Origin of the sequence: Xanthomonas sp. WHRI 8932A, from assembly GCF_035012785.1 — a bacterium.
Taxonomy (GTDB): Bacteria; Pseudomonadota; Gammaproteobacteria; order Xanthomonadales; family Xanthomonadaceae; genus Xanthomonas.
The window spans coordinates 26888-39717 of the sequence record NZ_JAYGQQ010000014.1; the positions used below are offsets into that span (position 1 = coordinate 26888).

General features: G+C 65.6%; 12 protein-coding genes and 1 pseudogene. 3 read left to right on the forward strand and 10 right to left on the reverse strand.

The window, feature by feature from the left end:
- Positions 1 to 60: 60 nt before the first annotated feature.
- From VC212_RS20760 to VC212_RS20785, 6 genes and pseudogenes are all read right to left on the reverse strand, one after another.
- Complete coding sequence (locus VC212_RS20760) at positions 61 to 453, reverse strand: XVIPCD domain-containing protein (protein ID WP_115515051.1); 393 nt, start codon at positions 451 to 453, stop codon at positions 61 to 63.
- A 197-nt stretch (positions 454 to 650) separates the two neighbouring features.
- On the reverse strand, positions 651 to 1526 hold the full coding sequence (locus tag VC212_RS20765; protein ID WP_323526808.1) for an NAD(P)-dependent oxidoreductase: 876 nt from the start codon (positions 1524 to 1526) through the stop codon (positions 651 to 653).
- Positions 1527 to 1565: 39 nt separating this feature from the next.
- Positions 1566 to 2684 (reverse strand): NADH:flavin oxidoreductase/NADH oxidase, encoded by a 1119-nt coding sequence (locus tag VC212_RS20770; RefSeq protein ID WP_323526809.1) that lies wholly within the window; start codon positions 2682 to 2684, stop codon positions 1566 to 1568.
- 60 nt (positions 2685 to 2744) lie between these two features.
- Positions 2745 to 3626, reverse strand: a complete 882-nt coding sequence (locus VC212_RS20775; RefSeq protein ID WP_323526810.1) for an NAD-dependent protein deacetylase — start codon at positions 3624 to 3626, stop codon at positions 2745 to 2747.
- A gap of 514 nt (positions 3627 to 4140) precedes the next feature.
- Positions 4141 to 4558 (reverse strand): annotated as a pseudogene (locus VC212_RS20780) (VOC family protein).
- On the reverse strand, positions 4521 to 5795 hold the full coding sequence (locus tag VC212_RS20785; protein WP_323526811.1) for an MFS transporter: 1275 nt from the start codon (positions 5793 to 5795) through the stop codon (positions 4521 to 4523). The pseudogene VC212_RS20780 and the gene VC212_RS20785 overlap by 38 nt, the downstream one beginning before the upstream one ends.
- Before the next feature lie 97 nt (positions 5796 to 5892).
- Here VC212_RS20785 and VC212_RS20790 point away from each other — a divergent pair, with 97 nt between their 5' ends.
- Positions 5893 to 6780: a LysR family transcriptional regulator gene (locus VC212_RS20790; protein WP_115526793.1), complete on the forward strand. Its 888-nt coding sequence runs from the start codon at positions 5893 to 5895 to the stop codon at positions 6778 to 6780.
- A 228-nt stretch (positions 6781 to 7008) separates the two neighbouring features.
- Here VC212_RS20790 and VC212_RS20795 read toward each other — a convergent pair whose 3' ends face one another.
- The gene (locus VC212_RS20795; protein ID WP_323526812.1) at positions 7009 to 7434 is read right to left on the reverse strand and encodes a hypothetical protein; all 426 of its coding nucleotides are present in this window, start codon (positions 7432 to 7434) and stop codon (positions 7009 to 7011) included.
- Positions 7435 to 7747: 313 nt separating this feature from the next.
- Here VC212_RS20795 and VC212_RS20800 point away from each other — a divergent pair, with 313 nt between their 5' ends.
- On the forward strand, positions 7748 to 8416 hold the full coding sequence (locus tag VC212_RS20800; RefSeq protein WP_323526813.1) for a VOC family protein: 669 nt from the start codon (positions 7748 to 7750) through the stop codon (positions 8414 to 8416).
- Positions 8417 to 8634: 218 nt separating this feature from the next.
- Here VC212_RS20800 and VC212_RS20805 read toward each other — a convergent pair whose 3' ends face one another.
- The 3 genes from VC212_RS20805 to VC212_RS20815 all read right to left on the reverse strand — a co-directional run bounded on the left by VC212_RS20805 (position 8635) and on the right by VC212_RS20815 (position 11638).
- Positions 8635 to 9084 (reverse strand): hypothetical protein, encoded by a 450-nt coding sequence (locus VC212_RS20805; protein ID WP_323526814.1) that lies wholly within the window; start codon positions 9082 to 9084, stop codon positions 8635 to 8637.
- Positions 9085 to 9468: 384 nt separating this feature from the next.
- On the reverse strand, positions 9469 to 10275 hold the full coding sequence (locus VC212_RS20810) for a TatD family hydrolase (protein ID WP_323526815.1): 807 nt from the start codon (positions 10273 to 10275) through the stop codon (positions 9469 to 9471).
- Between the two features lie 445 nt (positions 10276 to 10720).
- Positions 10721 to 11638: a LysR family transcriptional regulator gene (locus tag VC212_RS20815; protein ID WP_115515045.1), complete on the reverse strand. Its 918-nt coding sequence runs from the start codon at positions 11636 to 11638 to the stop codon at positions 10721 to 10723.
- Between the two features lie 126 nt (positions 11639 to 11764).
- On the opposite strand from VC212_RS20815, the gene VC212_RS20820 reads away from it, so the two are divergent.
- Positions 11765 to 12817, forward strand: coding sequence for an aromatic ring-hydroxylating dioxygenase subunit alpha (locus VC212_RS20820; protein ID WP_323526816.1), 1053 nt, complete (start codon positions 11765 to 11767; stop codon positions 12815 to 12817).
- Positions 12818 to 12830 lie beyond the last annotated feature (13 nt).

Consider the following 12830-nt stretch of genomic DNA (forward strand, 5'->3'; position numbering starts at 1 on the left):
AGGCGTTGCGCTGGTGGCATGCCTCGCCAAACGCGATGCGCATGCCACTCCCGATCAAGGTCAGCGCGGCGGCAGCCGCAACATCAGTCGCCGATTGATCTCGTCCAGTTGCGCCATCGAGGTCTCCACCGAGGTCTCCATCGCTTCCTGGGTGGTGATGTGCGCACGCAGATGCGCAGGGTCGGAGAGTTCGCCACGCACCAGAAATACGTTTTCGCCCACCTCGCCGACGTGCCGGCTGAGCACCACGTAATCCACCTGATCGAAGCCATGCTGCTTGGCCAGCGGCAGCAGGCGCGCGGCCATGCGGACGCTGGCCTCGTCGGTGGGTTTGTTCAACTCGGCATCGAGTACGCCGACCGCTTCGCGGATCTGCGCGAACAGATAGTGGTCCGGATGTTCGGGATGGTCCGGACCCACCGGGCCCTGGTTGACGACCGGTTCGGCGGTCATCGTGTGCCACCGGCGCAGGTCAGTGCGCGCGGTGTGCGCTCGGTCGAACCGAGCGTGATATGCAGGTGTCGCATCGCATCCTCCCTGGAGCGGCGGCTGTAACGAGCCGGCATTTTAGAAGGTCTGCTGCATGTTGAGGTGAGCAAGACGCATCGCGCCGCGCTTTCAAGCGAAGCGCGCGCGCCTCTGCGTGGCGATCAGGCCTGCCCTGCCCGCCGCGCCGACACCTCTGCCAGCACGGCCCAGTCTGCATTGCCATCGCCATGCGCGATGGCGTCGTCCAGGCTGGCGCGCAGCAATTCGCCCAGTGGCATCGGCACCTGTTTGTCGGCGCCGGCCTGGATGGCCAGGTCCACATCCTTGCGCCCCAGCGTAGCGGTGAAGCCGGCGGGTGTGTATTGGCGCTGCATGATCAGCTTGCCGTAGCCCTGGTACGCGGGTGCGGCGAACAAGGTGGTGGTGAGCATGCCCAGGAATTGGGTGGCGTCCACGCCGTGCCCGCGTGCCAGTGCGCTGGCCTCGGCCATGGCGCCGATGGCGCTGGCAAGGCAGAAGTTGGCCGCCAGTTTCACCGCGTTGGCCTGCTCCGGGGCATTGCCGATGTGCCAGGTCTTTTGCCCCAGCACATCGAACATCGGCTGCACCCGCGCCAGCGCGGCAGCGTCGCCAGCCGCCAGGATATTGAGCTTGCCGGCCTCGGCCACGTCGACGCGGCCCAGCACCGGTGCGGCAACATAGGCGATGCCACGCTCGGCGTGCAGTGCGGTCAGCTCGTGCGCCAGCGCCACCGAGATGGTGGCCATGTTGACGTGCACGCTGCCGGCCGGCAGTGCGTCCAGCACGCCGCCGTCCAGCACGGTCTGACGGACCGCACTGTCGTCGGCCAGCATCGAGAACAACAGCGGGCCGTGTGCGGCGCCCACCGGCGCATTCACCACTGTGGCCCCGGCATCACGCAAGGTATGTGCGCGTTCTGGCGAACGGTTCCAAACGCTCACCTCGAAGCCGCCGCGCAGCAGGTTGTGCGCCATCGGCAGGCCCATCGTGCCCAGCCCCAGAAATCCTATCGGCATGCGTGTGCTTCCTCTTCGGTATGACGTCGGTGGCGTGCGTCAGCTGGCGAACACGCCGCGTGCATCGCGCGGTTCGCAACGCAGATATTGCGGGGCCGGGGTGACCGATGCACCCAGTGCAGCAGCGGCATGCCACGGCCAGCGCGGGTCGTACAGGATGCCGCGTGCGAGTGCGATTGCGTCGGCCTGGCCCTCCTGCAAAATCGCCTCGGCCTGCGCCGGCTCGGTGATCAGGCCCACGCCGATCACCGGCATCGTGACCTGCGCACGAATCTCCTGCGCAAACGGAATCTGGTAGCCGGCCTGCACCGGAATCTGCTGACGCGGATCCAGCCCACCGCTGGAGACATGGATGTATTGCGCGCCACGTGCATCCAGCGCCTTGGACAAGGCGATGCTCTGCTCCAGATCCCAGCCGCCTTCCACCCAATCGGTGGCCGAGATGCGCACGCCGACCGCGATGCGCTCGGACACCGCCGCACGTACCGCGTCGAAGACGCGCAGCGTCAGGCGCATGCGGTTTTCCAGCGAGCCGCCATACGCGTCGCTGCGCTGATTGCTCAGCGGCGACAGGAACTGATGCATCAGATAGCCATGCGCGGCATGCAGTTCGATCAGCTCCAGACCCAGGCGTTCGGCGCGGGTGGCCGCAGTGACGAACGCAGCGACCACCGCATCGATGCCGGCCTCGTCCAGCGCCTGCGGCGCCGGCTTGCCCGGGTTGAACGGCTGCACCGAGGCAGACACGGTCTGCCATCCATGCGCGTGATCCGGAACGATGGCCTCGCCGCCCTTCCACGGCAGGTCGGTGGACGCCTTGCGGCCGGCATGCGCCAGCTGGATGCCCACCGGCATCGGCGACCAGCGCCGCACCGACTGCAACACCTCATCCAGCGCTTGCTCGGTGGCGTCGTCGTACAAACCCAGATCGGCGTAGCTGATGCGCCCTTCCGGCAGCACCGCAGCGGCTTCCAGGATCAACAGGCCCGCGCCCGATTGCGACAGCGTGCCCAGATGGATGCGGTGCCAATCGCTGGCGCGGCCGTCCTGTGCGGAGTACTGGCACATCGGCGCGATGACGATACGGTTGGCGAGCGCGAGCGGGCCGAAGGCGATGGGGGTGAACAACTGGCTCAAGGCAACATCCAGACGCGACATTGGGACGCCCATTGCACTGCGCCAGGCGCCGCCGCACAACCGCTGCAATGGATCACTGCGTCATGCAGAGCGCGCACTGTCGTACCTGGCCGCCGCGCTGTGCAGCGGGTCAGGTGGCTGCTGCAGGAAAGCCAGCGCCTGCGCGCACGACTGCTCCACCTTCAGGCTGAGCAAGTCGTCGGCGCGGGTACGCCCGAAGTTCAGCGCGGCGATCGGCAGGCCGTTGCGCGCGGCAGTCTGCACGAAGCGAAAGCCCGAATACACCATCAACGACGAGCCCACCACCAACACCGCATCGGCGGCCTGCAAATGCGCAAACGCGCGCTCCACACGCTCGCGCGGCACGTTCTCGCCGAAGAACACCACATCCGGCTTGAGCACGCCGCCACACACCGGGCACGGCGGCACCATGAAGGTCTCGAAGGCGACATCGTCCAGATCCGCATCGCCATCGGGCGCCTGCGCCGCGTCCAGCGTGGCCCAGCCGGGATTGTCACGCTCCAGCAGCAGCTGGAACTCGGTGCGCGGCATGCGCCGCTCGCAGCCCATGCAACGCACGACATCGAGCCGGCCGTGCAGATCTATTACCGCCTGGCTGCCGGCGGCCTGATGCAGGCGGTCCACGTTCTGGGTGAGCAACACTTCCAGTTGCCCGCGCGCTTCCAACGCGGCCAATGCGTGATGGGTGGCGTTGGGTTGCGCCAACCCGAAGCGCGGCCAGCCCACCAGGCTGCGCGCCCAATAGCGTTGCCGCGTGGACAGCTCGCCCATGAACGCCTGAAAGGTCACCGGTTGCGGACGCTTCCAGCCGCCTTGCAGATCGCGGTAATCGGGGATGCCCGAGTCGGTGCTGCAACCGGCGCCGGTGAGCACGAACAGACGCTGGTGGCGCTCGATGAACGCTTGCAACGCATCGCCGGTGTGGTCGGTCAGGCCCGTCATCATGCAACTCCGTTAGCGGTGAGATCACTGTGCAACACCTTGGCGTGACGCGCCTGCAGCGGCGCAACACGTTCAGCCGCTGCACTGCGGGCAGTGGGTAGAGCGCGACGCGCGCCAGTGCGCCACGTGATGTCTGCAGCACAGGGGTACGACCTGTGCGTTGCGCTGGATGCAAATGCAGGTCCATCCGCAGGCAGCAAGCGGCCGTGTCGCTCACGATGGGGCCGTGCGGGCCAATTCCAAGCCGACGCCTGCGGCGGACTCAGGCGCAGCATCTGCGACAAGGCAGTATGCAGTTGCGGGTTTACGCCTGTCGTTCGTCGTGTGCCTGCAGGCAGGGAGCCGAGCGTGTGCAGCGTGGTCTGGTGTTTGCGTGCATCGCCATCTGGCAATGGCGCTGCGACACCAACGCGCAGCGCGTGCGGGTGAGCGACGGCCATCGTGTCAGAACCCTCGGCCGCGCGAAGAACCGCAGCATCGCGCACAGGGGCACAGATGCGGCAGCAATCCGCCGTTACAGCAAGCTGCTGACCTCGATCAAACTGCCATCCGGGTCGCGGCGGAGATCGACAACACTGCGCCGGTTGCGCCGGTGCGCTGGATCGCGCCCTGCTCGATGATGACGCCGGCAGCGATGATGTGGTGCTGCGCCTGCTGCTGCACAGTTGCGATGATCAGGCATGGATCGGCCGATCCGGGCGTCGGCACGCGTGCGTTGGGGTCGAACGCACGCCCGGCGGCATGCCGGTTGATCTTCTGTTGCCCGAAGGCCAACGCAGGCCGGCCTTCGCCGAATTCACCAGCTGCATGCCGAGCACGCGCGCATCAAAGTCGCAGGTGGCCTGCACATCGACAACGGTGAGCAACAAGTGGTCGAGTCGCTCGATCCGCCTGTCATTCGCCACGTGCAGGATGCGGCGCAAACCGGCCATACGGGCGTGCGTCATCGGCGCGTTGGCGCAACACGTGTGCGGCGGCAAACGCCAGCGCCAGTAGCGTCAGGCACATGCCGACCAGCCCGGCCCAACCGCCGTGTTGCCAGAACCAGCCGCCGAGCGCGCCGATCACGCTGGAGCCGGCGTAATACGCCAGCAGATACAGCGACGCAGCATGACTGCGGTGCGTGCCGCCGAGCCGGCTCACCCACGCGCTGGCCGCCGAATGCGCGATAAAAAAGCCGATCGTCAGCAACACGATGCCGCCCACTACCAGCGCCAGCACATGCGCCAGAGTCAGCGCCACGCCGAGCACGCACAGTACGATGCCGGCACTGACCACCGGCCCGCGACCGAAACGATCCGACGCCGCCCCTGCCACCGACGAGCTGACGATGCCGAACACATAGGCGCTGAAGATCATGCCGATCTGGCTCTGGCTCAGGTTGAATTCCGGCCCGCCCAAGCGAAACCCGGCGTAGTTGTAGAGGCTGACGAACACGCCCATCAACAGGAACGGCAACGCGAACAGCCACGGCAGATTGCGATCGCGCAGATGCCCGGCCCAGGCGCGCAGGTGGAACTGCAGGTTGACCCCATGCCGACGCACGAAATGGCGCGACGGCGGCAGCAACCACACAAACGCGACGGCACACAGCAGGTCGAATCCGCTCAACAGCGCCAGTGCGGTGCGCCAGTCGGTGTGGTCGGTCAGCACGCTCATCATGATGCGCCCGCTCATACCGCCGAATGCGTTGCCGGCCACATACAGGCCGGTGGCCGCGCCAAGTTTGTTGGCCGGCAGTTCTTCGCCCAGATACACCATCGCTACCGCCGGAACGCCGCCCAACGCGATGCCGGACAGGGTGCGCACCACCACCAGCGCGCCCCAGTGCGGCAGGAACGCCGCGATGAGGTTCAACACCGCGGCCAGCGCGATGGAAGCGAACATCAGCCCGCGCCGGCCCAGATTTTCCGAAACCGCACCGGCACAGAAGATCGCCACGGCCAGCCCGCCGGTGGCCAGCGACAGCGGCAGCGAGGCGGTGGCCGCATCCACACCGAAGGCGCGTGCGAACTCGGGCAGCACCGGCTGCACGCTGTAGAGCAGCGAGAAGGTGGCAAAGCCGGCCAGGAACAATGCCAGCCGGATGCGGCCAGTGGCGGGCGCCGCGACCTCGGTGACGGCGGCACTGACCGGTAGGGCGCTGGAGCGGGAATCGGAAGCAGGCACGGGTATCTGGATGAGACCGGGGACGGGGAGTATTCGCCCGCCACCACCCCCTGTCCAATATATGATGCTGGCAGTTGCCATATATGAAACAGATACCATGGAGCTACGTCACCTGCGCTATTTCCTGGCGGTTGCCGAGGAAGGCAACTTCACCCGCGCTGCGGCACGGGTCGGCATCGGCCAGCCGCCGCTGAGCCAGCAGATCCAGACACTGGAGCGCGAGCTGGGCACACCGCTGTTCCGCCGCACCCATAGCGGCGCGGAACTGACGCCGGCCGGCGAGGCCTTTCTCGGCGAAGTGCGTCGGGTGCTGGCCGATGTGGAGCGCGCCGCGGAAACCGCCCGGCGTGTGGCGCGCGGCGAATCCGGCCGGCTGCGCATGGGCTTCACCGCCTCGGCCGCCTTCAGCCCGGTGGTGCCGCGCCTGATCCGCGACTTCCGTCGGCAATGGCCGCAGGTCGAACTGTTGCTGGAAGAAACCAACACCGCCAGCTTGCTGGTGGGCCTGGCCGATGGCCGCCTGGATGCGGCGTTCGTCCGCTACGGACTGAGCACACCACCGGACCTGCAACTGCTGCGCTTTGCCGATGAGCCGATGAAGATCGCGGTGCCGGCGGCGCACCCGCTGGCCGCCCACAACAGCGCGCCGTTGGCGGCGTTGGCCGGCGAGCCGTTCATCCTGTTTCCGCGCAGCTTCGGTTCGAGCTTGTACGACGAAATCCTCGCCGCCTGCCGCGAGTCGGGCGTGACCTTGCGCATCACCCAGGAGGCGCCGCAGATGTCATCGATCATCAACCTGGTCGCCGCCGAACTGGGCGTGTCGGTGGTGCCCGCCTCCACCGCGCAATTGCAGCGCCCCGGCGTGCGCTACCTGGATATCGAAGGGCGCATGCCGCTCGCTCGACTGGCCCTGGCGGTTGCACCGGGCGCGCTGGACAGCGCTCCGCTGGTGCGCCATCTATGGGGGCTGGCGGAATTGATCTGAATGTAATCAAGAACCGACGTCGCAACGACCTCAAGCGGCTGATCGCCCTTTACGCGCCCGGCAGCGGGCGCGGCACTTTCCACACCTGCGCACTGGCTTGCCGCACCGCTCTCGCCGCTTTACTCCTACCCCCAGGGTAATCCGTTGCTTGGAACAAGGTCCATGCCGTCACGCATCACTGCTGCCAGCGACATGCCCTGACTGCAGCAGTGATATGCGCGACAGATATCAGCGCAGTGAGAACCAGAAATTTGTAAGACGGTCAAACCCTGGGACAGTCGACATCCTACGTAGCACGATGCCGTTCAGACAACGAGTTGAAGTAAATCCACGAATGGTTACGGGTGTTCCGTTGGCCACCAGAGATTGGGGAGGTGTAACCCACGTGATTGCCCCACGATCATTTCCACGAGTCACTCTAATACACGTTTCAAATCCTGTATTATTGATACCTCTGCCAACCACATAAACTGAGTTGATGTTACTGCTGTTCGGAACACCGACCATCAGCACATGGTAATCCCGGCTCAGCTGGGCATTGGCACTCGGCAAAAAACACAGCGATGCTGCCAGCACGCTGGCGGCCATAAACGAACTCTTTATGCTCATTTTATTCACTCCCGGCTTTTGATCGATTAAAGATGAGAAACCCATTTGACGGGACTTCCGGTGACCGCGGTCATCATTGTGCAATGGGTTCCACCCAAGGATGGCAACTTACATCCGCTGTTGCGCGCAGTGACAATCGCTAATCACATCCGGACTCTACTTGACGGCTCTGCAAAAAAACGGAGGCAACTTCGTGTAATGCCCCAAGGGTTCGCCATGCGACATATTCCGGTCACATTTAGCGCGATCAGGTTCGGGCCTGCCATCACGACGACAGCGCTTTGTTGGCAACGGGGTCTTGATCTCAACCATGATTGAGGTTGTTCAATATGGACTTCCCCGCTACAGAAGTATCGCCATGCAACTGCGCCACCTTGTTCTGCCCTGCCTCGATCCGACCCTCAGCCTGCGCTTCTATGTAGATACGCTGCAGTTGCCACTGTCGGGCAACAGCGTTCGCATCGGCTGGAGCACGCTGGAATGCATCCAGGCGCAGCAGCCTGTGGGCAGCGTGCACCTGGCTTTCAACGTGGCGCCTGCGCGCTTCGATGCAGCGGCGGCCTGGATCGGCGCACGTGCAACGCCGCTCACCGATCCCGCTGGCCAGGAACGCTTCCAGCTCGATGGCGTGTGGCAATCGCGTTCGGTCTACTTTGCCGGCCCCGATGGCGCCGTGCTCGAACTGATTGCGCGCAATGCACTGCAAGACGCACCCACCGGCCAGGGCATATTTCATGGCAGCGAACTGCTGTGCCTGAGCGAGATCGGCCTGCCCAGCAGCAACGTGGCCGCTGTGACCAGCAGCGTGGCCCATCATTTTGGCGTGCACCCGTTCGCGCCGGCCGTGGAAGGCTTTGTCGCGCTGGGCGACGATGACGGCTTGTTGATCGTGGTGGATCAGCGCCGGCGCTGGTTCCCGCAACAACGCCAGCTGCCGTGGGCCGACGGCTTGCGCGTCAGCGTGGATGCACCACAGCCGGGCCTGCGGCTGCGCGATGCGCAGGGCTGGGAACTGCTGGCTGCCTAGGCCACGGCACCACGATGGCTTTGCAGTGCAAGGCGGCGTCGCGCCGCATCGCCGTCACCTCGACCATGCATGCTTTACCCCGCTGCCGTGCTGCCGTGCTGGTGGGCGATAGCCACAGCACGGCGCTCTGCCATCGCGCAGCCACTGGCTGACGTACTCGACCCACGCACTGCGCCGCCACCGATGTGGCAGCCCAGTGCATCGGTCGCGTTGCAAACTCAGAGGTAGTACCAGGTCACATGGGCAGTCATCCCACCCAGGCCGGACGACTCCACCGCTACCGTCATGACCGGATTGCCCCGGACGCGGCCACCCACGTAGTAGCACTTGATGTACGCATAACCGCGCTTGGGCGGGCATGCGCCTTTGTAATAGCCCACACGCTCGCCAACGATTTCCATCTGCGTTGCGGCGGACAAATGGATCGCGTCCCAGTAAGCATCCTTGTCGGCATTGTCGCAGCCGGTGAGCTTGGCGCCCGATTCGGATTTGTTGTACCAGTGCGTCGCCGCACAATTGGCGAGGCGTTTCACCTCGGTCGAGCGATAGGACAGATTCCCGCTGACCTTGAACGAATCCGCGTAGGCCGACGTGACGCCCCCAAGGGTCAAGGTGAGCACTGCAGCCACGGCGAACACACCGCGCTCCAGGTAACGAGAAATGCGCATGGTCTTTCCCTTCAGTGCGAGGGCCGATTGCCCGTCGGCGAAGGTGGGCACTGGCGGTGACCGCATGACGACCTGCGCGTGACAACACCGGCATATCGCTCGACAACGCGCTACGTGGCTGCACGCTGCACTATCGCGTTAGCGGCCGGCTGCACGTCGTGCCTTTAAGTGCCCTGGTCTCCACGACGAGAGCGTCGTGAATCTGGCGGTTTTAGCGCAGTGCACAGGTGCTAGCGGGCAGCGGGCAGCCGGTTATCGAACGGTAGCCATTGTGCCTTCGGCACCATCGTCCATGCACGAAACAGCGCGCGATGGTGCCGATAACCAGCACTCACTTCAGCGATGCGATATCTCGGCGATGCGGCAGCCGATAACTGCGTATCTTCAGCTGGCCGCTTGAGGCGCGGGCAAACGGAAAAACACACGCGCCGCAGCGGTACTGTTGGCAGCGGTCACCGCCACGTCTTCGCCGCGGTCGCGCGCCAGTTCTTCAACAATATGCGACAAAAACATCGGCTCGTTGCGGCGGTCCTTGGGCATGGGCTTGAGCGTGCGCGGCAACAGGTAGGGCGCGTCGGTTTCGATCATCAAGCGGTTGGCCGGGATGTTGCGCACCAGCTCGCGCAGATGCGCGCCACGGCGCTCGTCGCACAGCCAGCCGGTGATGCCGATGTAGTAGTCGCGATCCAGATAGGCGAACAGTTCTTCGCGCGTGCCGGTGAAGCAATGCACGACGGCCGCACCCAGCTTGCCGTCGAAGCTGCGCATGATGGACAAAAAGTCGTCGTGCGCATCGCGTTGATGCAGGAACAGCGGCTTGCCATTGTTGGCGGCCAGTTGCAGCTGCCGCTCGAAGGCCTTGTGCTGGGCCGGGCGCGGTGCGAAATCGCGGAAGTAATCCAGCCCGCATTCGCCCACCGCCACCACCTGCGGATGCGCCTGCAGCGTGCGCATTTCGGCCTCGCACTCGGCGGTGAATTCCACGGCGTGATGCGGGTGGACGCCGGCGGTGGCGTACAAGACTCCGGGATGTTGTTGTGCCAGTTGCAGGGCCAACGGCGAATGCTCGCGGCTGGCGCCGGTGATCACCAGCTGCGCCACGCCCGCCTCGCGTGCACGTTGCAGCACGGCGTCGCGGTCGCGATCGAAGGAATCATGGGTGAGGTTGGCGCCGATATCGATCAACTGCATGGTACGGGTGTGGCCTGAAAGAGCAGATGCGATTGTACTGGGTGAGCGTTGCCCTCATCCGCCCTGCGGGCACCTTCTCCCGCAGGCGGGAGAAGGGACGCGCTGCGGGCGCGGGTGGCGGGGTGATTATCTCGGCGCTTTGTCGTTTTCCCGCACGCGGGAGAAGGGATAGCCGCTGCGGCATCTGCATGCTGTTGGCAGTCTCTGCATGCTGTTGGTGGTATCCGCAGCTGTCCGCGGGACCTGCGCGCGGTGGGCTATGTCTGCATGCGCTCGTCAGCATCTGCGCGCGCTCTACGCACCCTCTACGCCCCCAAAGACGGCTGACAGCACTGCATGCCGCCATCCAGCACCTGCACACCACCGGCCTGCAGCGAGTGCGTTGCCGTTCCCCTCTCCCGCCTGCGGGAGAGGGGCAGGGGTGAGGGCCGCTTGCGCAACACACTCACCCCACCACCGGCACCACCATCGCATCGATCTTCGCCGCCAGCGCCTGGATTGCCAGCTGCGCCGAGCGCGAGAGTTGTCGCTGCGGGGCCACGCACAAGGCCAGCGTCATCGGCTTGGTCAGGTGCTGGCGGAACGGCACGAACGCCAGTCGCCCGTCGGCCACGTCGGGCGCCGCATCCAGCCACGACATCAGGCCCACGCCCGCACCCGCGCGCACCAGTCCGCGCAGGGTGCGCACATCGTTGCAGTGGGTGAGCCGCTTCACGTCGATGTGCTGGCGCTGGTACAGCACCTTGGCGTGCTCGCCCACGATCAGCGGGGCGGCCGGCAGCAGCAGCCGGTGCTCCAGCGTTTCGCTCAGCTGCAGCTCGGTGCGCGTGCTCAACGGGTGGCCGACCGGCATGGCAATGCCCAACGGGATATCCGCAAACGCGCGCACCTCCAGGTCCACGCTGCTCACCGGGTCCAGCAGCAGGCCGATATCCACGTCGGCGGAGGTCACCATTTCCATCACCCGCTGGTTGCGCGCGGTAGACAGGTTGAAGGTGATGCCCGGGTATTCCTGCACCAGCGCGGCCACCGCTGCCGGCACCACGCCTTCGCTGAGCGCGTCGATCATGGCGATCTCCACATGCCCGCGGCGCAGCCCCTTGAGTTCGTCGAAGCGCTCCAGGGTGCGTGCGTAGGCCTTCTCCCAGCCGCGCACATCCACCAGCAGCAGCTCGCCGGCGGCAGTCAGCCGCAGCCGGCCCGGCAGGCGTTCGAACAGCTGCGCGCCCAGTTCCTCTTCGGCCTTGAGGATCTGCCGGTCGATCGCCGAGGCGGACACGTGCAACACGTCGGACGCCTTGCGGATGCTGCCGCAGCGGGCCACTTCGATGAAGTAACGGGTGAAGCGGGAGAAGGTCAGCATGCGGTGGGGCTCGGTTGGTGTTGCATTTTTTGCAATGGCTTGGCGGAAAAACGATGTTTGATCACACACCCCCGGCTTCCTAGAGTCAATCGGGCACCGCTCCCGCCTCACGCCAGAGACCGCCCCATGGATGTCGCCGTCCCCGCCCTGCCGCTGCACTGCACCTTCGAAGCCGCCGACTGGCAGCGCTTGGCCCAGCACTGGCACGCGGTGGCGCTAAGCAGCGAGGTGGGGCAGGCGCCGTCCAAGGCCACCCTGCTGGACGAGCCGCTGGTGCTGTACCGGCTGGGCGAGGAGCTGGTGGCCGCGCGCGATGTCTGCCCGCACCGCGGCGTGCCGCTGAGCATGGGCACCGCCGACGGTGGCGGCGTGGTGTGTGCGTATCACGGCCTGCGTTTCGGCGCGGGCGGGCGCTGCAATCACATCCCGGCCAGCCCAACTCAGAACATCCCGGCCAAGATGCGCCTGCACACCTATGCGGTGGCCGAGCGCTATGGGCTGATCTGGGTGTGCCTGGCAAAACCGGCGGGCGTGAGCGCGGCCGAGGTGCAGATCCCGCCGATGCCCGGTTGGGACGAGGACGGCTTCCAGCAGATCGTGTGCCCGGCGTTCGACATCGGCGGCAGCGCCGCGCGCCAGCTGGAAGGCTTCATCGACGTGGCGCATTTTGCCTTCGTGCACACCGCCACCTTCGCCCAGTCGGACAAGCGCGAGGTGCCGGCCTACACCACCACCGAAACGCCCACCGGCTTCAACGCCGACTACCTCAGCAGCGTGGCCAACTATTCGGTGGACATGCCGTTGCCGGAGGTGGACCCCAGCTTCCAGTGGCTGCGGCACTTTGAAATCCATCTGCCGTTTACTGCCACGCTCACCATCCACTTTCCGGTACCGGGCAAGCGGCTGGTGATCATGAATGCCGCCAGCCCGGTGTCCAAGCACAAGACGCGGCTGCTGGTGCCGATCGCACGCAACTTCGACACCCATCTGCCGGTGGAAGACGTGCACGCCTTCAACCTTCGCGTGTTCGAGGAAGACCGCGCCATGGTCGAAGCGCAGCGCCCCGAATACCTGCCGCTGGACCCGCTGCTGGAGGTGCACATTCCGGCCGACCGCAGCTCGATCGCCTATCGCCGTGGCCTGCGCAGCCAGGGCTATAGCGACTTTTTTTTGCGCTGACCGCCAAGGACAC